This is a genomic window from Curtobacterium sp. MCPF17_002 (assembly GCF_003234115.2).
GTDB lineage: Bacteria > Actinomycetota > Actinomycetes > Actinomycetales > Microbacteriaceae > Curtobacterium.
Map to the genome: position 1 here is coordinate 3,505,727 of NZ_CP126251.1, position 21,533 is coordinate 3,527,259.

The 21,533-nt window shown below is 71.0% G+C and carries 18 protein-coding genes; 2 read left to right on the forward strand and 16 right to left on the reverse strand.

The window, feature by feature from the left end; translation table 11 throughout:
- Nucleotides 1-165 precede the first annotated feature (165 nt).
- The 6 genes from DEJ28_RS16400 to DEJ28_RS16425 all read right to left on the reverse strand — a co-directional run bounded on the left by DEJ28_RS16400 (nucleotide 166) and on the right by DEJ28_RS16425 (nucleotide 9,328).
- Complete coding sequence (locus DEJ28_RS16400) at nucleotides 166-3,309, reverse strand: alpha-mannosidase (protein ID WP_111116794.1); 3,144 nt, start codon at nucleotides 3,307-3,309, stop codon at nucleotides 166-168.
- A 93-nt stretch (nucleotides 3,310-3,402) separates the two neighbouring features.
- Nucleotides 3,403-4,302 (reverse strand): carbohydrate ABC transporter permease, encoded by a 900-nt coding sequence (locus tag DEJ28_RS16405; protein ID WP_111116795.1) that lies wholly within the window; start codon nucleotides 4,300-4,302, stop codon nucleotides 3,403-3,405.
- The gene (locus tag DEJ28_RS16410; protein WP_111116796.1) at nucleotides 4,302-5,252 is read right to left on the reverse strand and encodes a carbohydrate ABC transporter permease; all 951 of its coding nucleotides are present in this window, start codon (nucleotides 5,250-5,252) and stop codon (nucleotides 4,302-4,304) included. Before DEJ28_RS16410 ends, DEJ28_RS16405 begins: the two co-directional genes overlap by 1 nt.
- 109 nt (nucleotides 5,253-5,361) lie before the next feature.
- Nucleotides 5,362-6,717 (reverse strand): extracellular solute-binding protein, encoded by a 1,356-nt coding sequence (locus tag DEJ28_RS16415; RefSeq protein WP_111116797.1) that lies wholly within the window; start codon nucleotides 6,715-6,717, stop codon nucleotides 5,362-5,364.
- A gap of 122 nt (nucleotides 6,718-6,839) precedes the next feature.
- The gene (locus DEJ28_RS16420; protein WP_111116798.1) at nucleotides 6,840-7,679 is read right to left on the reverse strand and encodes a PhzF family phenazine biosynthesis protein; all 840 of its coding nucleotides are present in this window, start codon (nucleotides 7,677-7,679) and stop codon (nucleotides 6,840-6,842) included.
- A 407-nt stretch (nucleotides 7,680-8,086) separates the two neighbouring features.
- The gene (locus DEJ28_RS16425) at nucleotides 8,087-9,328 is read right to left on the reverse strand and encodes an ROK family transcriptional regulator (protein ID WP_111116799.1); all 1,242 of its coding nucleotides are present in this window, start codon (nucleotides 9,326-9,328) and stop codon (nucleotides 8,087-8,089) included.
- A 97-nt stretch (nucleotides 9,329-9,425) separates the two neighbouring features.
- Between DEJ28_RS16425 and DEJ28_RS16430 the strand changes: the two genes are divergently transcribed.
- Both DEJ28_RS16430 and DEJ28_RS16435 read left to right on the forward strand, forming a co-directional pair.
- Nucleotides 9,426-9,881, forward strand: coding sequence for a GNAT family N-acetyltransferase (locus DEJ28_RS16430; RefSeq protein ID WP_111116800.1), 456 nt, complete (start codon nucleotides 9,426-9,428; stop codon nucleotides 9,879-9,881).
- Between the two features lie 2 nt (nucleotides 9,882-9,883).
- A complete protein-coding gene (locus tag DEJ28_RS16435; RefSeq protein ID WP_349774937.1) occupies nucleotides 9,884-10,246 on the forward strand; it encodes an MGMT family protein in 363 nt (120 codons plus the stop codon).
- A 62-nt stretch (nucleotides 10,247-10,308) separates the two neighbouring features.
- Here DEJ28_RS16435 and DEJ28_RS16440 read toward each other — a convergent pair whose 3' ends face one another.
- The 10 genes from DEJ28_RS16440 to sucD all read right to left on the reverse strand — a co-directional run bounded on the left by DEJ28_RS16440 (nucleotide 10,309) and on the right by sucD (nucleotide 21,531).
- Nucleotides 10,309-10,734: a DUF805 domain-containing protein gene (locus DEJ28_RS16440; RefSeq protein ID WP_111116801.1), complete on the reverse strand. Its 426-nt coding sequence runs from the start codon at nucleotides 10,732-10,734 to the stop codon at nucleotides 10,309-10,311.
- Between the two features lie 54 nt (nucleotides 10,735-10,788).
- Nucleotides 10,789-12,597, reverse strand: coding sequence for an ABC transporter ATP-binding protein (locus tag DEJ28_RS16445; RefSeq protein WP_111116848.1), 1,809 nt, complete (start codon nucleotides 12,595-12,597; stop codon nucleotides 10,789-10,791).
- Nucleotides 12,598-12,689: 92 nt separating this feature from the next.
- On the reverse strand, nucleotides 12,690-14,513 hold the full coding sequence (locus DEJ28_RS16450) for an ABC transporter ATP-binding protein (protein WP_111116802.1): 1,824 nt from the start codon (nucleotides 14,511-14,513) through the stop codon (nucleotides 12,690-12,692).
- 322 nt (nucleotides 14,514-14,835) lie between these two features.
- The gene (locus DEJ28_RS16455; RefSeq protein ID WP_146248902.1) at nucleotides 14,836-15,021 is read right to left on the reverse strand and encodes a hypothetical protein; all 186 of its coding nucleotides are present in this window, start codon (nucleotides 15,019-15,021) and stop codon (nucleotides 14,836-14,838) included.
- 211 nt (nucleotides 15,022-15,232) lie between these two features.
- A complete protein-coding gene (purH, locus tag DEJ28_RS16460) occupies nucleotides 15,233-16,855 on the reverse strand; it encodes a bifunctional phosphoribosylaminoimidazolecarboxamide formyltransferase/IMP cyclohydrolase (RefSeq protein ID WP_111116804.1) in 1,623 nt (540 codons plus the stop codon).
- On the reverse strand, nucleotides 16,852-17,445 hold the full coding sequence (gene purN / locus DEJ28_RS16465) for a phosphoribosylglycinamide formyltransferase (RefSeq protein ID WP_111116805.1): 594 nt from the start codon (nucleotides 17,443-17,445) through the stop codon (nucleotides 16,852-16,854). The genes purH and purN overlap by 4 nt, the downstream gene beginning before the upstream one ends.
- 42 nt (nucleotides 17,446-17,487) lie before the next feature.
- Nucleotides 17,488-19,626 (reverse strand): cell division protein PerM, encoded by a 2,139-nt coding sequence (locus tag DEJ28_RS16470; protein WP_111116806.1) that lies wholly within the window; start codon nucleotides 19,624-19,626, stop codon nucleotides 17,488-17,490.
- 57 nt (nucleotides 19,627-19,683) lie between these two features.
- Entirely contained in the window at nucleotides 19,684-20,181 is a 498-nt protein-coding gene (locus tag DEJ28_RS16475; RefSeq protein WP_111116807.1) for an SRPBCC domain-containing protein, read from the reverse strand.
- On the reverse strand, nucleotides 20,178-20,504 hold the full coding sequence (locus DEJ28_RS16480; RefSeq protein ID WP_111116808.1) for an ArsR/SmtB family transcription factor: 327 nt from the start codon (nucleotides 20,502-20,504) through the stop codon (nucleotides 20,178-20,180). Before DEJ28_RS16480 ends, DEJ28_RS16475 begins: the two co-directional genes overlap by 4 nt.
- A 139-nt stretch (nucleotides 20,505-20,643) precedes the next feature.
- Nucleotides 20,644-21,531 carry a succinate--CoA ligase subunit alpha gene (gene sucD, locus DEJ28_RS16485; RefSeq protein ID WP_111116809.1) on the reverse strand — a complete coding sequence of 296 codons (888 nt, stop codon included), beginning with the start codon at nucleotides 21,529-21,531 and terminating at the stop codon, nucleotides 20,644-20,646.
- Between the last annotated feature and the right edge of the window lie 2 nt (nucleotides 21,532-21,533).

The following is a 21,533-nucleotide window of genomic DNA, read 5'->3' on the forward strand; positions in this document are numbered from 1 at the left end:
GGCATCCTACGAGCGATTCAGCCCCCTACGCGCGGAACGGCAACGCGGAACGGCACCCCACACCCCACCCCGCAAGCGCACGCGCGCGCCAACGCGACACGGCGCCGGACGGAACGCACCCGTGTCCCGTCCGGCGCCGCGGTCTCACACGGCGGGCCCGCTGCCTCAGGCCCGTCGTACCCGCAGTGTCACGATCTCGAAGGGTCGCAGGGTGAGCACGACCGGCTCCCCCGACTCCCACGAGTCGCCGAGCGGGCGTTCCAGCAGGTCGACCGCCGCGACGGACGCGACGTCGAACCCGAAGTCGATGCCGACGTTCGACGCGCGTCCGCCCGAGGCTTCGTAGAGCCGCACGACGACGTCGCCGGAGCGGTCCTCGGCGAGCTTCACGGCCTCGACGAACACCTGCGGCGACGACACCGTGACGATCGGTTCGACGGTCGACGAACCGGCCACCGTCCGCACCGGCAGGTTGAGCCGGTAGCCGGAGTCGGCCGCGTCGAGCACCGACGCGCCGACACGCAGCACCGTGCGGAACACGTGGTGCCCCTGGTCGGCGTTCGGGTCGGGGAACGTCGGCGCACGCAGCAGCGACTCGCGCACGAGCGTGGTGGTGCCGCCGTCCGCCCGGGTCGAGCGGGTGATGTCGTGCCCGTACGTGGAGTCGTTCGCGACGGCGACGCCGAACCCCGGCTCGGCGACGTGCACCCAGCGGTGCGCACTGGTCTCGAAGCGGGCCATGTCCCACGAGGTGTTCTGGTGCGTGGGGCGGTCGATGTGCCCGAACTGGATCTCGCTCGAGGCGGATGCCGCTCGGACGTCGAGCGGGAACGCCAGCTTGAGGAGCTTCTGGTGCTCGTGCCACTCGACCTCGGTCTCGATGGTGAGCTCCGGCTGGCCGGCGACGGCCGAGTACCGCGTCGTGATCGACGACGAGCCGAACGGGCGGGTGACGACGAGTTGGTCGCCGGACACGTCGACGGACGACGCCTCGACCACGGTCCCGCTCCGCTGGTAGGCGCGGTCGATGTCCCACGCCTCCCACTGGTTCGGGGTGTCCCGGAACACGGTGTACTCGGCGGCGACGGAGCCCGGCGCGACGGCGTCGCGACCGGTTGCGTGCTCGACGAGGGACACCACGTGTCCGGCCTGGTCGATGGTCGCGGTGACGACGCCGGTGTCGAAGACGAAGTGGTCGCCGTTCCGGACTGGAGGCACGGGTCGGCTCGCGTCGACCGGTGCACCACCCAGCCCGCTCACGCCGTCCGCCGTCACCGGGGACGCGTTGAACCGCACCACGCGGCCGACCGTGGCGCTGCCGCCGACGGCGCCGGAGGACGGGGCGTCGAGCAGGGCGCTGCCGCCCTGCGAGCCGCCGTCGAGACCGCCGCTGCTGCTGCCCGCGAGGGACGTCGACGAGGCGCCGACCCCGGCGAGCGCCGCGGCACCACCGTTCGCGAGCGCCGTCGTCGCGTTGCCGATGAGCCCCTCGAGGACGGCTGCCACGCGGGCGTAGTTCTCCTCGGCGACCTCGTAGACCCAGGCGATCGAGGACCCCGGCAGGATGTCGTGGAACTGCTGCAGGAGAACGGTGTGCCAGGCCTCCTCGAGCTCCTCGTACGGGTAGTCGAGCCCGAGCCGGACCGCGGCGGTCGCCGCCCACAGCTCGGCTTCACGGAGCAGGTGCTCGGAGCGGCGGTTGCCCTGCTTCGTCCGGATCTGCGACGTGTAGGTGCCACGGTGGAACTCGAGGTACATCTCGCCCGACCACACGGCCGGCGTCGGGAGTGCCGCCTCGAGCTCCTCGAACACCTGCGCGGGGGTGCCGAGGTCGACCCGGGGCGAGCCGTCGAGGTCGTGCTGGCGACGGGCGGCGGCGACCATCTCACGGGTGGGTCCGCCGCCGCCGTCACCGAAGCCGTAGAGCAGCATCGACGTGTTCGCGACGCCGCGCTCCTTGTTGCCGCGTTCGCCGCGGTGCAGGTCGGCGGGCGAGACGTCCGAGTTGTAGGTGTCGGCCGGGGGCAGGTGGGTGAGGACCCGCGAGCCGTCGATGCCCTCCCAGTGGAAGGAGGTGTGCGGGATGACGTTCGTCTCGTTCCACGACGGCTTCTGCGTCACGAACCACTTCGAGCCCGCGGCGCGGACGATCTGCGGCAGCGCTCCGGAGTAGCCGAACGAGTCGGGCAGCCAGGCTTCGGGGGTGTCGACGCCGAACTCCTCGAGGAACAGGCGCTTCCCGGCGACGAACTGCCGTGCGAGGGCCTCACCGCCGGGGAGGTTCGTGTCGGACTCGACCCACATGCCGCCGACCGGGATCCACCGGCCCTCGGCGACGCGCTCCTTGATGCGTGCCCAGATCGACGGGTAGCCGTCCCGGATCCAGGCGTACTGCTGCGCGGAGGAGCACGCGAAGGTGAAGGAGGGGTCGCGGTCCATCAGGTCGAGCACGTTCGAGAAGGTGCGGGCGCACTTGCGGATCGTCTCGCGGACCGGCCACAGCCAGGCGGAGTCGATGTGCGCGTGCCCGACGGCGATCGCCCGGTGGGCGGCGGCGCTGGCGGGGACGGCGAGGACGGGCCCGAGGACCTCCCGCGCGTCGGCCGCGGTGCCGGCGACGTCGTCGGGGTCGAGGGCGTCGGCGGCGCGCTCGAGGACGCGGAGGATGTCCGCACCGCGGGTGCCGTCGGTGGGCAGTTCGGCCATGAGTCCGCGCAGTACCCAGAAGTCCTGCTGGAGCTCCCACACGGTGTCGTCGCGCTCGACGAGCTCGAGCGCCTTGAGCTCGTAGATCGGCTTCGACCCGGCGGTGGACCGCGACCCGAGCGGCGTCGCACCCTGGAAGCTGTCGCCGCCGATGTCCGGGTTCGCCGCGGCCTCGACGTAGAACTCGAACGACTCTCCGGGGCCGACCTCGAGCGGCACGGTGTCGTTCTTCGGCTCGACGCCCTTGATGGTCGAGCCGTCCGGACGCCAGGCGAGTCCCTCGGCCTGGAACCCGGGGTGTCGCTTGGTGAACCCGAGGTTCACCAGGACCTCGGCGGTGGTGCCCGGCGTGGTGCCGAAGTCCTCCGGCACGGTGCCGCGGATCCGGAACCACGTGGTGCCCCACGGCCGGCCGCCCCATGACCCGCCGACCGCGAACGGTTCGTACTCGGCGTCGCGGGCGACCTCGAACGGCACCGGTTCGTCCGGCACGGTCCAGGCCTCGATCGACACCGGGGCCGACCTGCGGTGGACAGCGGGGTCGATGCGGTCCCGGACGAGCCGGGCGATCCGGGCTTCGACGAGTGGTTCGTCGTGGTGCATGGAGTTGGTTCCTTTCCAGCAGGGAGCGGACGTCGGCCCGCAGTGAACGGACCGGCCAGCAGGGAGCGGGCGTCGGCCCGCAGGGAGCGGGCGTCAGCCCTTGATGCCACCGGCGAGGGCGTTGCCGCCGCCGAGGCCTCGGGACACGATCACGTAGAGGGCGATGACGGGCACGGAGTAGAGGATCGAGAACGCGGCCAGTTGCCCGTACGCGACCGCCCCGTACTGCCCGAAGAAGTTGAAGATGCTCACCGCGGCGGGCACCTTGTCGGGCGAGAGCAGCAGGACGAACGGGACGAAGAAGTTCCCCCACGCCTGGATGAACACGAAGATGAAGACGACGGCGATGCCCGGACGCATGAGCGGGACGACGATCCGCATGAGCGTCGCCATCATCGACGCGCCGTCGGTCCACGCCGCTTCCTCGAGCGAGATCGGCACGGAGTCCATGAAGTTCTTCGCCATCCAGATCGCCATCGGCAGCGACGTCGCGGCGAGGAAGAAGATGCAGCCCCACACGTTGTCGATGAGGTTGAGCGACACGAACAGCGCGTAGACCGGCACCATCATCGCGGTGATCGGCAGGCCGGTGCCGAACAGGATCCCGTACAGGAACGGCTTGTTGACGCGCATCTTGTAGCGGGACAGCGGGTAGGCCGCCAGGATCGCGACGACGACCGTCACGAGCGCGCACCCGCCGGAGATGAGCAGGCTGTTCGCGAGCGGGATGAACGCCAGCTCCGGGGTGAGCACCTTCGCGAAGTTGTCGAGCGTGAAGTGCGTCGGCAGCTTCACGGACAGCGACGCGTCGGAGTCGACCGAGGCGAGCACGAGCCAGAGGAGCGGCACCGCGAAGCAGAGCGCGATGACGAGCAGCACGATGTTCGACACCCAGCGCATCGTCCGCCCGCGTGGGGAGGTCATGTGGAGCGCGCCCGGGGCGGTCACCGATCGGGTGGCGTTGGACACGGGACGGTCGGCAGTGAGTGCCATCAGTCCACCTCCGGCTTCAGTGCCTTGATGTAGATGATCGAGAAGACCGCGCCGACGACGAGCAGGATCGTGGCGATCGCCGTCCCGAAGCCGAGCTGCGAGAACTTGAACGCCTCTTGGTAGGCGAGGATCGGCAGCGTGGACGAGTTCGTCCCGGGGCCGCCGGCGGTCATCACGTAGATGAGCGTGAACACCGACAGGGTCTGCAGCGTCGTGAGCATGAGGTTCGTCGAGATCGACCGGCGGATGACGGGCAACGTGATGTACACGAGCCGCTGCCAGCCGGTGGCGCCGTCGACCTCAGCCGATTCGGTGATCTCCTCGGGGACCTCCTGCACGGCGGCGGAGTAGACGAGCATCGAGAACGCGGTGCCGCGCCAGATGTTCGCGAGGATGACCGCGAGCATCGGGTACGTGTAGAGCCAGTTCGGCCCGCTGATCCCGATCGACGCGAGGACCTCGTTGAGCGTCCCCTTGTCGTTGAAGAACGCGTAGGCCGCGAACGACGCGACGATCTCGGGCAGCACCCACGCCGCGACGACGAACGTCCCGACGATCGCGCGGACCACTCCGGTGGCGGAGCGCATGAGCAGCGCGAGGCCGAGTCCGAGCACGTTCTGGCCCACCACCGCGGAGGCGAGCAGGAACACGATCGTGAGGATGACGGACTTCGGGAAGTCCGGGTCCTGGAACAGCTCGACGTAGTTCTTCAGGCCGACGAACTGCTGGTCGGCAGCGCCGGCGCCGGTGAGGGCGGAGTTGGTGAACGACCCGTAGAACGACGAGATGACGGGGCCGAGCAGGAAGATGATGAGGAGGACGACTGCGGGGAGGAGCGGGACCGCTCGACCCACGTTCCGCAGCGGCTTCCGCTTGCGCGGGACCGGCGGGTCGGTGCGCTTCGGCGCACCGGGCGCCGACAGCGTCGGCGCGAGGGGGGTGCTGGACAAGGTGGTTGCCTTCCGGGTGCGGAGGGGGTTCCGAAGGTGGGGTGGAGCGGACTGGAGGCGCGTGACGGCGCCGCCACGCGCCTCCAGTCCGTCAGGTGGTCCGGCTGCGTCAGCCGGAGACCGTGTTCTTCTTCCCGACCACGCCGGTCACGGCGTTGTCGTACGCGGCCGCCGCCTGTTTCGGCGTCTGCTGCCCGGTCATCACGGACTCCATCGCGACCTGGATCGCGTTGGAGATCTGCGAGTAGTCACTCGTGGCCGGTCGGAAGTTCGTGTGCTCCACGAGCCCCGAGAAGAACTTGAACGTCGGGTTGGAGGCGTCGTACGACGGGTCCTCGGCGACGTCCTTGCGGACCGCGATCTGGCTGTTCTCGATGTCGTACTTCAGCGAGCCGTCCTTGTTGAGGAAGGTCGAGATGAAGTCGAACGCGGCCTGCGGGTTCTTCGAGTTCTTGCCGACCGCGAGCGTCCAGCCACCGGACATCGAGTTGTAGCCCGGGTCCTGACCGTTCTGCGTCGGCATCGGTGCCTGGCCCATCGTCTTGGACCAGTCAGCCCACGGCGCGGTGCCGGACTTCAGCCACGTGCCGGACTGCCACGACCCGTCGAGGTCGATCGCGAGCTGGCCCTTGGGGAGCCAGGTCTGCGCGATCGTCGTGCCGACGTTCGAGTCGAGCGCCTGCTGCGGTGTCGGGCCGAGGCCGCCCTGGTACACGTCCTTGATGAACTTCAGCGAGTCCTCGAACTGCTTCGAGCCGGTGACCCACTTCTTGTCCTTGTAGAGCGCGTTGCCGGAGCCGTCCGCCCCGTACAGGAGCATCTCGAAGCCCTGCATGGTCGACGCCTCGCCCTGCGGCTTGCCGGAGTAGACGTTGAACGGGATGACGTCGGGCTTCTTCGCCTTGATGGTCTTCGCGGCGGCGAGGACGTCGTCCCACGTCTTCGGCTGCCACGGGACCGGGAGCCCGACCTCCTTGAAGATGTCCTTGTTGTACCAGAGGGCCCGGGTGTCGGTGCCCATCGGGACGCCGTAGGTCTTGCCGTCGACGCCTTCACCGGCCTGCTTGGCGTTGTCGTAGAACTGGTCCCAGTCCTTCCACTTCGCCGTGTACTTGTCGAGCGGCAGGAGGTAGCCGGCCTGGGCGTCGGCCTTGACGAGGAAGGTGTCCTCGTACATGACGTCCGGTGCGGTCGCCGGCGCCTTGTTCATCAGCGCGAGCTTCGTGTAGTAGTCGTTCTCCTGCGCCTGGATCGGCACGAGTTCGACCTTCTTGCCGGGGTTGTCCTTCTCGTACTCCTTCTTGACGACCTTCATCTGGGCGTCGAGTTGCTGGAAGGCACCGAACTTCTGGTACGCGATCTTGATCGTGTCACTCGAGGCGGACCCCGAGCTCGAGCAGCCAGCCAGACCGACCGCGGCGACGGCCACGGCTACCACTCCGGCGATGATGCGGGTGCGTTTCATCGGTGCTCCTTTGCACGGGTGATGTGGCGGGCCCCTTCGCCCGCGCGCACAGTTAGTCCACCGTATTGACTTAATGCTGTCAAGGAGATCTTCGTGACGGTCGGTCACGATTGGACCGTCAGTCAGATCGGGGTGGCCCCGCCGGTGACCGTGATCCCTCCGGTGGCGGGCACGTCGACCAGCAGCACGCTCGGTCGCCCGACGTGCCGCCCCTGCCGGATGACGACGCGGTCGCCCGGCGCGACGGCCCCGACCTCGCGGAGGTACGCGCCCGTCGACGCCGCCGCCGATCCCGTCGCCGGGTCCTCGGTGATGCGGCCGACCGGGAAGAGGTTGCGGGCCTCGTACTCCAGGGCCCCGGTGCGGTGCAGCACCGTGACCGTCCCGGCCCACCCGGCGTCGCGCATGAGGTCGGCGAGCGGGGCCGGGGCGAAGCGGAACTGGTGGAAGAGCTCCTCGTCAGCGAGGACGACGACCGGGTGCCGGTTCCCGGCGGAGGACTCGAGGACCGGGAACCCCTCGGCGACGTCGTCGGGGGTGAGGCCGAGCAGGGCGAACAGCCGCTCGCGGAGGCCCTCGTCGATCGGCCGCACGGACGGCTCCACGCTCGTCATCGCGATCTGGACGGCGCCGTCTGGGCCGGTCGTCGCGTCGAGGGCCACGTCGCCCGCGGCCGTCGTGAAGACCCGGCGGCCGAGGCCGTCCCGCTCCGCCAGCACCACGGCGGTCGCGATCGTGGCGTGGCCGCAGAACGGGACCTCGGCCCCGGGCGAGAAGTACCGGACGCGGGGGCCGGTGGGCGTCTCCCCGACGACGAACGCGGTCTCGGGGTAGGCCACCCGGCGGGCGATGTCGAGCATCTCGTCCTCGGAGAGGCCCGCTGCGTCGAGCACGATGCCGGCGGGGTTCCCTCCCCCTGGCTCGGAGGCGAACGCGGTGTACCGGAGGATCTCGATGCTCACCCCTCCGACCGTAGCCCCGGCGTGCGGGCGCCCGCGCGGGCCGGTTCCCGCCCCGTGGCCTGCGGCGGGTGGGGCCGTTCCGCGCGTACGGGGTCGTTCCGCGCGTGGGGCCCTTCCGCGCGTAGGGGGCCGTTCCGCGCGTAGGGGGTCGTTCCGCGCGTAGGAGGCCGGAAATTCCTGCCTCCTACGCGCGATTCGGCTTCCTACTGCGCGTGCGATGGGCAGGAACGTCACGACGCGACCGCGGGACGGCCTGGAGGCGCGGTGCGGGCTGGCACCGCGCCTCCAGGCCGTCAGCTGGTCATCTGCAGGGCCCGCGCCGGCCCTGCTGCGCACCGGGACGACATCGTCGCAGTCGTACGACATCGGCGGAGTCGCTCCTCGCGGGGCGCGGCAGGCCGCGCCCGCTAGCGACGGATGAGGAGCGAGCTCGCCCGCGGGGACAGTGCCGCATCGAGCACGAGGCACGCCGCACCGACCGCCGCGACGTCGGCACCTCGGTCGCTGTCGTCGACGACCACCGGGTGCTTCGGCACGAGCAACGGCGAGTCGACGATCGCCGCACGCGCAGCAGGCAGCGCGGCACTGGCGACCCGCGACCAGAACGGCCCCCCGAAGACGACGCGGTCCATGTCGAGCAGGTTCACGATGAGGACGACCGCGTTGCCCATGACCGCTCCGGCATCCTGCGCCAGGCCGATCGCGACCGGGTCGCCGGCCTCGATCGCCGCGGCGAGCTCGTCCCACGCACGGTCCACCGCGGCGACGCCGTCGGGTTCGCCGAGCGGGAGTCCGCGTTGCCGCGCGATCTGCACGAGCCGGTCCGGCGCAACTGCCGCGCCGACCTCGCCACGGGTGCCGGCGCCGTCGGGCGTCCCGGCGAGGGTGCCCTGGTCGACCATGATGTGTCCGGCGTCGCCCGCGTTGGACCCGGCGCCGCGCACGGGTTCGTGGTCGACGGCGAGGCCCACGCCGAAGCCGGTGCCGAAGTAGACGAAGGCGAAGTTCCGCGCCGAGGACTCCCCCGCCAGGAACATCTCGCCGACGACCGCGGCGGTGACGTCCTTCTCGAGCAGGACCGGGTAACCCGTGGCCTCGGCGAGCGCGTCCCGCAGCGGGACGTCGCGCCAGCGCGGCAGGAACGGCGGGTCGAGCACGACGCCGGCGTCGACGTCGATCGGCCCGGGGCTGGCGATGCCGACGCCGAGGACGGCGTCCACGTCGATCTCCGCGTCGGACACGAGTCGGTCGATGGCGGTGGCGATGGTCCGGACCACCTCGGACGGGTCGTCCGCCGTCGGGGTGGAGGTGGTGGACTCGGCGACCGCGGTGCCGGCGAGGTCGAGCAGCACGTAGGTCACGACCGCCGGGTCGATGTGCACCCCGACGGCGTACCGGCTGCCGGCTTCGAGCCGCAGGATGGTCCGGGGCTTGCCGCGTCCGGACACGATCGTGCCCGACTCGGCGATCATCCCCGCCTCGATGAGGAACCGCGTGACGTTCGACACGGTCTGCGCGCTGAGACCGGTGCGCGAGGCGAGTTCCACGCGGCTGAGTCCGTCGGGTGAGCGGCGGACTGCGTCGAGCACGACGGTGCGGTTGAACCCGCCGATCGACGGCAGGTTCGCCCCACGCCGATGCTCTGCCATGCCGCGACCATACCGCGCTGCTCGACCGACAACGGTGCGGTATCGGTCTCCGGGTCGCTCTGGCCCCCACACGGGTCGCACCGTTAGCCTGAGCGGCATGACGGACCTCCGCCTCGAAGAACTCTCCGCCTCGACCGCTGCCGCGGCCAACTCCTTGACGCTCAAGCCGGGTCAGGAGCAGTTCGTCCAGCCGACGACCTACGGTGTCGCAGAGTCCGACGTGAAGCCGAGTTCCGCCTGGACCCGTGTCGTGCTCGACGGCGACGAGGTCGTCGGCATGATCATCGGCACCTTCGACGAGGACAACTCCGAAGAAGAGCTCCGCAGCGCGATCTGGCGCGTGAACGTCTCGGCGACGGCGCAGGGTCGTGGTGTCGGTCGCTTCGCGGTGCACGGCCTGGCGGACGAAGCCCGCAGCCGGGGGCTCGAGCGGCTCACCGTCGTGTACGAGCCCGGGGGCGAAGACAGCCCCGAGCCGTTTTTCCGCGCCGTCGGGTTCGAGGTCGTGCGCGAGACGCAGTACGGCGACCACTTCGCGGTCCTGACGCTCTAGCGGTGCCCGAGGACGACGGCGCCCCGGCGGTGCCCGAGGACGACGGCGCGGACTTCGGCGCAGCGGTCGCCGAGGTCGTCCGGCTCATCCCGCCGGGGCACGTGATGACCTACGGCGACGTCGCCGCCGCGCTGGGTTCCCGCGCCTCCCGAGCGGTGGGCAAGGTGATGGCCCACGAAGGCGCCGACCTGCCCTGGTGGCGGGTGGTGCGGTCCGGCGGGCTGCCCCCGGTCCACCACGAGGCCCGGGCGCACGAGCACTACCGCGCCGAGGGGACGCCACTCGTGCAGGGGACGACCGCCTGGAGGATCGACATGCGTCGTGCCCGCTGGTCACCCGCCACGGATGCGGACGACCCGTTCTGACGTGACGGCCCGCAGGGGTGCGTTCCGGCAGGCGAATCGGGAAGGGTGACCTCCGCCGCCGCTCAGAGGTCGAAGCGCGTGCCGCGGGCGTTCGAGGGCAGCAGGAACATCACGAACAGCACGAGCGACCCGATGCCGACGAGCACGTGCAGGAACTGCCAGAAGCCGGACAGGTTCGCATCGTGCAGACGTCGGGCGCCGAGGGCGAGCGAGCCGATCAGCGTCGCCATGGCCCACAGCACGAAGAGGTACGAGCCGACGGAGTTCTCGAGCAGCGGGGTGTTCGGCGAGAACGCCTGCGGCACGAGCTGCAGCACCAGGCCGATCGCGAACGAGGTGATCCACCACCACCAGAACTCGGAGCGGGACGCCCGCCCGGTGAAGACGGTGTACTTCCTCCAGAACCGTCGGACGGCCTCGGCGAAGGGTGCCCCGTAGAAGGGGTCGCGCAGGGCGACGCCGCCGGGCTGCACGCTGTCGTTGCTCATGGGGTCAAGCCAACCACGAGCAGGGGCACGACAGCCGTGCAGCCCGGCGGTGCGTCACACGAGCGAGTCGCGCCAGGCCGCGTGCAGCTGGGCGAACCGTCCGGTGCCGGCGATGAGGTCGTCCGGCGTGCCGTCCTCGACGATCCGGCCGTACTCCATCACGAGCACCCGGTGGGCGATCGCGACGGTGGACAACCGGTGCGCGATGATCACGGCCGTGCGGTCCGCGAGCAGGGTCTCCAGGCCCTCCTGCACGAGCCGCTCGGACGGGATGTCGAGCGACGCCGTGGCCTCGTCGAGGATGAGCACCTTCGGGTCCGCGATGAACGCCCGCGCGAACGAGAGCAGCTGTCGCTGGCCCGCCGAGACACGACCGCCGCGCTTGTTCACGTCGGTGTCGTACCCGTCGGGCAGCGCCATGATGAACTCGTGCGCGCCGACCGCCTTCGCCGACGACTCGATCTCGGCGCGGGAGGCCCCCGGCTTGCCGAGCGCGATGTTGTCCGCCACCGTGCCGGAGAACAGGTACGCCTCCTGCGTGACCATGACGATCGCGCGGCGCATGTCCTTCGAGTCGAGCTCCCGCAGGTCCACGCCGTCGAGCTGCACGGAGCCCTTCGACGGGTCGTAGAAGCGCGCCATGAGCTTGGCGAGCGTCGACTTGCCCGCACCGGTCGACCCGACGAGCGCGATGGTCTGCCCCGCCGGGATGTGCAGGTCGAACTCGGGGAGCACGACCTTGCCCTTGTTGTAGGCGAACTCGACGTCGTCGAAGTCCATCTTGCCGGTGGCGTCGGCGAGCTTGACCGGCTTCGCGGGATCCGGCACGCTCGGCCGTTCCTCGAGCACGCCGGAGATCTTCTCCATCGCCGCCGAGGCCGACTGGTACCCGTTGTAGAACATCGCGAGTTCCTGCGCCGGGTCGAAGAAGCGCTTGGCGTACAGCGCGACCGCAAGGAGCGCACCGACCTCGAGCGTCCCGCCGACGATCCGGAAGCCGCCGACGATCACGACCGCCGCGAGCGTGGCGTTCCCGATCAGCACGAGCACCGGGTCGAAGGTCCCGAACAGGTTGAACACCTTCGTGTTCGCCACCCGGTAGTCCTCGACGAAGCCGCCGTACTCGTCGCGGTTGCGGGTCTCCTTGCGGAAGGCCTGCACCGCACGGATGCCCGTCATCGTCTCGACGAAGTGCACGATCACGCGCGCCGAGGTGACACGGGTGGCGCGGAACAGCGTCTGCGAGTTCGTCTGGAACCAGCGGATCAGGAACCACAGCGGCACGAGCGACACCGCGAGCACGAGCCCGGACGTCGGGTCGAGGGCGATGAGCGCCACCGCCGTGAACACCATGTAGAGCACGCCCTGGATGAGCTGGTTCAGGCCGGAGTCGAGCAGTTCCCGGATGGAGTCGAGGTCACTCGTCTGGCGGGAGATGATCCGGCCGGACGTGTAGGTCTCGTGGAACTCGAGCGACAGCCGCTGCGTGTGCAGGAACACCCGCTTGCGCAGGTCGAACAGGATCGCCTGGCTGATCCGCGCGGCGAGCACGGTGTACCAGGCGGTCAGCACCGCACCGAGGACCGCGATCACGATGTACGTCGCGACGACGCCGAACGCCGGCACCCAGTCGTTCTCGTCGAGGACGGCCGGCAGGGCGTTGTCGATGCCCCACGCGATGAGCGCCGGGCCCGCGACGGTGCCCGCCGTGGAGACGACCACGACGATGCCGAGCAGCACCAGGCGCAGCTTCAGCGGGGCCGCGAGCGAACCGAGCAGGGCGAGGGAGCGACGCCGCAGGCGCTTGCTCTCCGCCTTGGTGAAGTCCTCACGCTCCTCGCCGCGCACGCCCAGGGTGGTGATCGATGCGGTGACGGGCGCGGAAGCCTGCGATGCCTCAGCGGTGTCGTCGACGGCAGCCGTGCCTCCAGGCAGGTTCTGGTCTGTCTGCTGGGTCATGCCATCGCCTCCTCTCGTGCGGTGGCGTCGTCCTCGTCGAGCGACGAGATGACGTAGCGGTAGTGGTCGTTGGTGGCCATCAGCTCCGAGTGGGTGCCGACGGCGGTGATGACGCCGTTCTCCATGAGCGCGACGCGGTCCGCGAGCGTCACCGTCGACGGACGGTGCGCCACGATGAGCGACGTGGTCTCGTCGAGGACGCGGCGGAGCCCTGCCTCGACCCGGGCCTCGGTGTCGACGTCCAGCGCGGACAGCGGGTCGTCGAGGACGAGCACCGACGGCCGCGCCGCGATCGCGCGGGCGAGTGCCAACCGCTGCCGCTGCCCACCGGACAGCGACAGGCCCTCTTCGCCGACACGGGTGTCGACGCCCTCGGGCAGGTCGTCCACGAAGGAGGCCTGCGCGATGTCGAGCGCCTCGCGCATGAGCTGCTCGGCCTCGTCACCCGTGACGTCCGGACGCCCGAGCAGCACGTTCTGCCGCACGGTCGTCGAGAACAGGGTGGCGTCCTCGAACGCGACACCGACGTGGCGCCGCAGCTCTTCGCGGGTGAGGTCGCGGATGTCGACGCCGTCGATCGTCACCGATCCACCGGTCACGTCGTAGAGCCGCGGGACGAGCGACAGCATCGTGGTCTTGCCGGAGCCGGTGAGGCCGACGAGCGCCATCGTCTCGCCCGGCCGGAGCTGCAGCTCGACCCCGTTGATGAGGTCGGGGAACTGCGGCGGCGAGTCCTGGTAGCGGAAGTGCACCGCGTTGAAGGACAGCGCACCGTGCGGCTCCGCGATCGTCTTCGGGTGCTCCGGGTCGGTGATCGTGTTCTCGGAGTCCATGACCTCGAAGAACCGGTCGACCGCGGTGCGCGTGTCGAACGTCATCGAGAGCAGGAAGCCGATCGACTCGATCGGGAACCGGAGCACCGTCGCGGTCGCGAAGAACGCGAAGAGCTGCCCGACGCTCAGCTGACCCTGGCTGGCCAGGTAGATGCCGGCGAGCAGGCACAGCGCGAACGCGACGTCCGGCACCAGCAGCAGCCAGAGCCAGATGCTCGCGATGGCCTTGGCCTTCTTGATCTCGGTCCCGCGGAGGGCCTCGGCCTGCTCGCTGAACTCCTCGAGCTTGTGCCCGCCGCGACCGAACGCCTTCAGCACGCGGATGCCGTGCACCGACTGCTCGACGCTCGTCGCGAGGTCACCCACCTGGTCCTGGCTGCGGCGCGCGACGACGGAGTACCGGCGTTCGAACAGCAGGCCGTTGATCCACAGCGGGATCGACGCGATGAGGAAGATCAGGCCGAGCAGCCACCCGAAGGTGAACAGCACGACGAAGCCCACGACGATCGTCACGATGTTGACGACGAGCAGGACCACGCCGAACGCCAGCCAGCGGCGGATGAGCGACAGGTCGGAGACCGAACGGGACAACAGCTGCCCGGACTCCCAGCGGTCGTGGAACGCCACCGGCAGGTCCTGCAGCTTCGCGTAGAGCGCGTTCCGCATGCTGGTCTCGATGCGGGTCGACGGGCGCATGACCATCCGGCGACGCGAGGCGATGAAGAACGCCTCGAGCACGCCGAGGGCGAGCACGCCGAGGCCGGCCGGCCAGATCTGTGACGAGTCCTTCGAGGACAGCGGGCCGTCGACGAGCCACTGCAGGACGTAGGGGATCGCGAGCGCGACGAGCGAGGCGCCCATCGCCGCGGCCATGCCGGCGATGAGGCGGTTGCGGTACGGCTTCACGTAGGGGTAGATCCGCGCGATCGCACGGAAGGTAGAGGGGCGGTCGGTGGACGGGCGCGCCTGTTCTGGCGTCTTGGACATGGGGGTTGCGTCCTCGTGCGTCGTGCCGGGGCCGCCTGGCCGGGTGCCGCTGTCGCGGCAGGTCCGGTCTGGAGGCTCGGTGTCCGTTGCGTGGTGGTCGTCGGCCGAGCAGGTCGGTCGCGACTCGTGCCGTGCGCACCGTGGTCAGGTGCGCTGCGGTCTCGTCGCGGTCGCCCGCCACCGCGTCTCGCGCGGCGTCGGTTCGGTCGGAGTGCACCGAGGGACAGGTGTCCCCCGGGTTCAGGCGTGGGCTCGCGCGGGCCCGTGGTCGACGTCGCCGGCAGTGCCGACGATCACCGTCCGGTGGCTGTGGGAGACAGCCCTACGCGGACAGCGGTGCCGTGACGGCGGGCGCACCCCGGTACGGGTGCGGCGCGACGGCTCGCTCGGCGGCGCGGCCCCGTGTCACGGACGCACCCCCGGAGAGTCGTGCGTCGGGAGCGGTCCCCACGAGGGACACGACTTCCGCACGGGCATCCGTCGCCGCGATTCCGGTCGTCGTGTTCATCGTCACTCCAGTCGTCGTCTTCGTCACCGTTGTGTCCGCGGTGCCGCCGACCCGTGTACTGCGGTGTTGCAGGGTCGTCGGCGTGCCTGTCGCGGAGCCTTCCAGACTATTCACAGTGACTCACAGCGCGCAATAGGGTGCCGGACATTCCCTCGCCGATCCGCGCGGGTCGGCTCCGGGCGCGCCGCTCCGGCCGCGCCCGGTCCGCGCGTCAGTGGAGGAAGTGCCGCTCGCCCGTGAAGTACATCGTCACGCCCGCGGCCTTCGCGGCGGCGATGACCTCGTCGTCACGGACGCTCCCGCCGGGCTGCGCCACGGCACGGACACCCGCGTCGAGGAGCACCTGCAGGCCGTCGGCGAACGGGAAGAACGCGTCCGAGGCGGCGACGCTGCCCATGGCACGGTCCCCGGCTCGGTTCACCGCGAGGTGGCACGAGTCGACCCGGTTGACCTGACCCATCCCGACGCCGACGCTCGCGCCCTGGTTCGCCAGCAGGATCGCGTTCGACTTCACGGCACGGCTCGCCTTCCACGCGAACGCGAGGTCCGCGAGGGTCTGGTCGTCCGCGGGCTCCCCGGCGACGAGGCTCCACGTCGACTGGTCGAACCCGGTGAAGCGGTCGGCGTCCTGCACGAGGAAGCCGCCGGAGATCTGCTTGACCTCGCGCGGGGCGAGCGAGAAGTCGGCCGGCAGGGTGAGCAGGCGGATGTTCTTCTTGCGCGAGAGGATCTCGATCGCCTCGGGGGCGAACGCCGGCGCGACGACGACCTCGGTGAAGATGTCCTTCACGCTCTCGGCCATCGCCACCGTCACGGGACGGTTCGCGGCGATCACCCCGCCGAACGCGGACAGCGGGTCGCAGGCGTGCGCGGCGGCGTGGGCGGAGGCGATCGGGTCCACGGCGTCGGCCGGGGCGATCGCGATGCCGCACGGGTTGGCGTGCTTGATGATCGCGACGGCCGGCTCGTCGAAGTCGAACGCGGCACGGACGGCGGCGTCGGCGTCGACGTAGTTGTTGTACGACATCTCCTTGCCGTGCAGCTGCGTCGCCTGCGCGATGCCGGTCCCGCCGTCGGACGTGTAGAGCGCCGCGGCCTGGTGCGCGTTCTCGCCGTAGCGGAGCGTGGCGGCCAGGTCGGCACCGAAGGACAGGTGCTCGTCGAAGGCGCCCGGCGTCTCGAGCGTGGCGTCACCGGGGACCGTCACGACCTCGCTGGCGAAGTACGACGCCACCGCGGTGTCGTACGCGGCGGTGTGCGCGAAAGCCTGCGCGGCGAGCCGCTTCCGGAGCTCGAGCATGGTGCCGCCGGCGCGCACGGCCTCGACGACCTCGGCGTAGGAGGCCGGCGACACCACGATCGCCACGTTCGGGTGGTTCTTCGCCGAGGCGCGGACCATCGCGGGACCGCCGATGTCGACGTTCTCGACCACGGTCGCCGCGTCGGCGCCCGAGGCCACCGTCTCGACGAACGGGTACAGGTTGACGACGACGAGCTCGAACGGCTCGATGCCGAGCTCGCCGAGCTGCTGCTCGTGGGACTCGAGGCGCAGGTCGGCGAGCAGCCCCGCGTGCACGGACGGGTGCAGGGTCTTCACGCGGCCGTCGAGGGACTCCGGGAAGCCCGTGACGCTCGCGACGTCGGTCACGTCGTACCCGGCGTCGCGGATCGTCTGGGCGGTGGAACCCGTCGACACGATCTCGACGCCGGACTCGGCGAGGGCTCCGGCGAGCTCGAGCAGCCCGGACTTGTCGCTCACCGAGATGAGCGCCCGCCGCACGGGGACGAGGTCCCGGTCGCGGTACAGGCTGGGGTCGGCTGCGTGCACGCTCATGCGCTCGGGGTGCCCTTCAGGTCGGTGGTGCCGTTGGCGATGTCGAGGATGGTCTGGATGAGCAGGCGTCGCTCGACCGGCTTGATGCGGTCGTGCAGCGTCGACGCCGAGTCGCCCGGCAGCACCGGGACGCGTTCCTGCGCGAGGATCGGACCGCTGTCGACACCGTCGTCGACCTTGATCACGCTGGCGCCCGTCTCGGTCACTCCAGCCGCGAGGGCGTCCCGCACGCCGTGGGCGCCCGGGAACTCGGGGAGGTACGCGGGGTGGGTGTTGATGATCGCCGGCCCGAACTCGGACACCACCGCGGGCGGCAGCAGGCGCATCAGCCCGGACAGCACGAGGAGGTCAGGCGTCCACGGACGGATCTGCGCGGCGAGCTCACGGCCCCACTCCGCGCGCGAGTCGAACCGCGAGAACGGCACCGTGAACGTCGGGATCGAGTAGTCCTCGCCCAGCTGGAGCCCCTCGGCGTCGCGGTCGGCGCCGATCGCGACGACCCGGGCGGGGTACTCCGCGTCGAGGGTCGCGTCGAGCAGGGCCCGGAGGTTCGAGCCGGCACCGGAGATCAGGACGACCAGTTCGAGCACGGGGACAACCCTACCGGCCCGCTCGGCGTGCGACGGAAGTCGCTACCCGTCGTCCTTCGGGCGACGCCACCACGGCAGCTCGTCCTCGGGGATCTGGTCGGTGGTGTCCCACTTCCGGTCGGGCTTCCGCGCCTGCGGAACGGCGGCCGCGTCGGTCACGTCGGTCGCCTCGGCCGCGCCGGCCCGGGTCTCATCCGCGTCGTCCCGCCCCGCGACGAACTCCTCGGTGCTCCACGGGAACGCGGGCTGGGCGTCGGTCCCGGGCGCGGTCGGTGCGGGCGCGGCGGCCGTCCCCGGCGCAGCACGGTCGGCGTCGGCTCCGGTCACACGGTCGCGGAGTTCGCCGGCGCGCTCGCGGACGCCGCCGGCCGCTCCGCGCAGGCGGTCGCGGATCGCGCCGACCCCGCCACGCGCGGGACGCGGGGCATCGGTGACACGGTCCGCCGCCACGACGTCGGTTCGCGCCCACTCCGGCAGCTCGACGTCGGCATCCGGATCGCGCTCGGTCGACGGCCTGGAGGCACGGCTCGCCTCCGGCACGTCCCTCGGCTCCGCCACGGCGTCGGCGGCAGTGCCTCGGTCGCGGTCGTCGGGCAGGTCGCGGTCGTCGGGCAGGTCGCGGTCGTCGGGCAGGTCGCGGTCGTCGCGCAGGTCGCGGTCGTCGCGCAGGGCGCGGTCGTCGCGCAGGTCGGGCAGGTCTTGGTCGTCGATCGGCTCGGTCGGCTGGTCCACGCTCGTCGACGTCGACGTCGACGTCGACGTCGACGTCGACGTCGCTCGTCCGGCGGCCGGTTCGGTCGCGCCGCCGTGGGTCTCCTCGACCACGAACCGGTGGACGTTCGTCGTCCGACCCGCTCCGGCCTGGTCGAGCGCGGCGAGGAGCGATCCCTCGTGCTCGGCGACGGCGTCCGCGGACTCGTCCTCGTCCTCGTGCCACCGCTCGCGCGTCCATCCGCGCTCGGGCATCCGGACGAGGTCGCTGCCGGCCGCGAGCGCCACGATCGCGGGCACCCCGACCTCGAGCGCGGCGAAGGCGCCGACGACGAGGGCGTGCGGACCGACCTCGGCGAGCCGCCCGGGTCCGAACGACCCAGCGGTGAGCCAGGCGACCACGCCCGTGAGCACGCCGGCGACGAGGCCCGCCGCGACGCCGCCGAGCGCACGGTGCAGCGCGGAGTTCGCGCCGCCGAGCGCCTGCACGAGCCGGGGCCGCAGGAGTCCACCGGCGGCGAACCCGGCGATGACGGGGACGAGCACACAGACGAGTCCGAACGTGTGGCCGGATGCCGGCAGCGCACCGAACACCGGGATCCCGGGGATCGGCCCGAGGGCCGTCCCGATCGGGGAGACGCTCGACCCGGTGCCGATCGCGAACCCGGGTCCGACGAGCCACGAGGTCGTCCAGCCCACGAAGTCCGGCAGGAACGCGAGCTGCCCGACGGTGAGCGCGATACCGCCCACGACCCCGGCGTGCGAGCGCTCGTAGAGCGAGATGACCTCGGCGAAGGACGTGAAGAGCAGGAGCGCGACGAGGACCCCGGCGACGGCGACGACCGCAGCGGTGGCGGCGGTGCCCGCGCGGAGGCCGAACGCGGCCACGGCCCGCCAGGTCCCGGGGATCCGCTCGAGCAGGTCGAGCACGCGCTGGGTCACCGGGTCGGCCGGCAGTCCGCGCCGACGACGGCAGACCTCCGAGGTCACCAGCGCCGGGATGCCGAACCAGAGCGCCGGCAGGACGACCGCCTGCCAGATCGTCGGGTCGATCGCGGCGGAGCGGGACGACAGCGCGACCGCGAGTCCCAGTCCCGCGGCCACCACCGTGCCGACCAGGAGTCCCGTCGTCCGGTGCTCGGTCTCGGCGAAGCGGCGTCCGGCGCGTCCGGCGAGCCAGGCCGTGACGATCGCGAAGCCGAGCGCCGCGAGCGTGATGTGGATCGGGTCTGCGGCACCGCTCACCCCGGAGGACTTCGCCAGCGCGGCACCGAGCACGAACGACACGTCGACCCCGTGCCCGACGAGCCAGATGCTGCCGGTGGCCTTCCAGAAGACGTCCCAGTCGATCTGCAGCCCGTACTCGAAGCCCCACAGCAGGGTGAGCGGGACGAGGGCGATCCCGAGGCCGACGCCGACCGTCACGACCGCCTCGACGGCGGCCAGCAGTGCGGTTCCCAGGCGGTTCATCGCAGCGAGGATACGTGCCGATCAGCCGTGGCGGGCGTTGCCGCGCGGCAGAGCGCCTCAGGAGAGCAAGCGGACGTACTCGGGCTGCAGCGCACGCCACCGCGGCAGCCACTGCTCCGGTTCGCCGCCGCCGAGCACCGTGGCGAGGTCCTCGACGTGCACCTGCCAGCCGGCGCCGTGGTCGGCGACCTCGTCCGCCGTGAACCCGCGCTCCTCGAGCACGAGCCGGGTGTTTCCGTCGTCGACGGGCGTCAGCCACGCCTCGGTCACCGTGGAACCGCCGTCGTCGTCCGTCATCGTCACGAGGACGTGGTCCGGTCGCTCGCACACGTCCACGCGGACCGACCCGTCCCACTGGCTGGTGAAATCCGCGCGCACCGTGCCGCCGAGCGCAGGCGTGCCGTCCATCGCCACGACGAGCCACCGCGCGAGCCGCTCCGGAGCCGTCACGGCATCCCACAGGTCGTCGATCCCGGCCGGGTAGACCCGGTCCATGTGCACCGTGCCGGTGCCGTCGTCCTCGATCCGGACCGTGCCGGACGTCGTCGTCGTCATCCTCGTGCCTTCCGTTCGTGTCGGCCACGAGCGACCTCGGTGTCGAGCGCGTCGAGACGCTGCTCCCACCGGTCGCGGTACGGCCGCAGCCAGTCGTCGATCTCGGTCAGGGGCTCGGTCCGGAGCCGGTACACCCGCCGCTGCGCGTCCTGTTCGGCCTCGACGAGTCCGGACTCACGCAGCACGCGGAGGTGACGGGAGACGCCGGGCCGCGCAATCGGCACGAGGTCGGCGAGTTCGTTCACCGTCATCGGTCGTTCGCGGAGCGCGGCGAGCATCGTCCGGCGGTGTCCGTCGGCGAGGGCTCCCCAGATCGCGTCCATGAGCCATGTGTACCACCATGGTTACGTAACCACAAGGGTACGCAACGCGACGGACGCCCGGTCCTGCACCGGGGACGACGGGAGGCACGGTGCCAGCTGGCACCGTGCCTCCCGTTCGACTGCTCCCAGGTCGTGAGCGCTACTTGCTCGCGACCACCTCGCGCAGCAGCGCGGCCGTCTCGGACGGCGTCTTGCCGACCTTCACGCCGGCCGCCTCGAGGGCCTGCTTCTTCGCCTCGGCCGTGCCGGCGGAACCGGACACGATCGCGCCGGCGTGACCCATCGTCTTGCCCTCCGGCGCGGTGAAGCCCGCGACGTAGCCGACGACCGGCTTGGTGACGTGCGCCTTGATGTAGTCGGCGGCACGCTCCTCGGCGTCGCCACCGATCTCACCGATCATGACGATGGCCTCGGTCTCCGGGTCGGCCTCGAACGCGGCGAGCGCGTCGATGTGCGTCGTGCCGATGACGGGGTCGCCGCCGATGCCGATGGCGGTCGAGAAGCCCAGGTCACGGAGTTCGTACATCATCTGGTAGGTCAGGGTGCCCGACTTCGAGACGAGACCGATTGGCCCCTTGCCGGTGATCGTGGCCGGGGTGATCCCGACGAGGGACTCACCGGGCGTGATGATGCCGGGGCAGTTCGGGCCGATGATGCGGGTCTTGCCGCCGAGCGCCTTGGCGTGCGCCCAGAACACCGCGGAGTCCTGCACCGGGATGCCCTCGGTGATCACGACGACGAGCGGGATCTCGGCGTCGATGGCCTCCATCACGGCGTCCTTCGCGAACACCGGCGGGACGAAGACGATCGAGACGTCGGCACCGGTGGTGTCGATGGCCTCGCGCACCGAGCCGAAGACCGGCAGGGTGACGTCGTCGTGGGTGACGGTCGTGCCGGCCTTGCGCGCGTTCACGCCGCCGACGACCTGGGTGCCGGCCTTGAGCATCAGGGCAGTGTGCTTCGTGCCCTCACCACCGGTGATGCCCTGGACGATGACCTTGGAGTCCTTGTTGAGGAAGATCGACATTG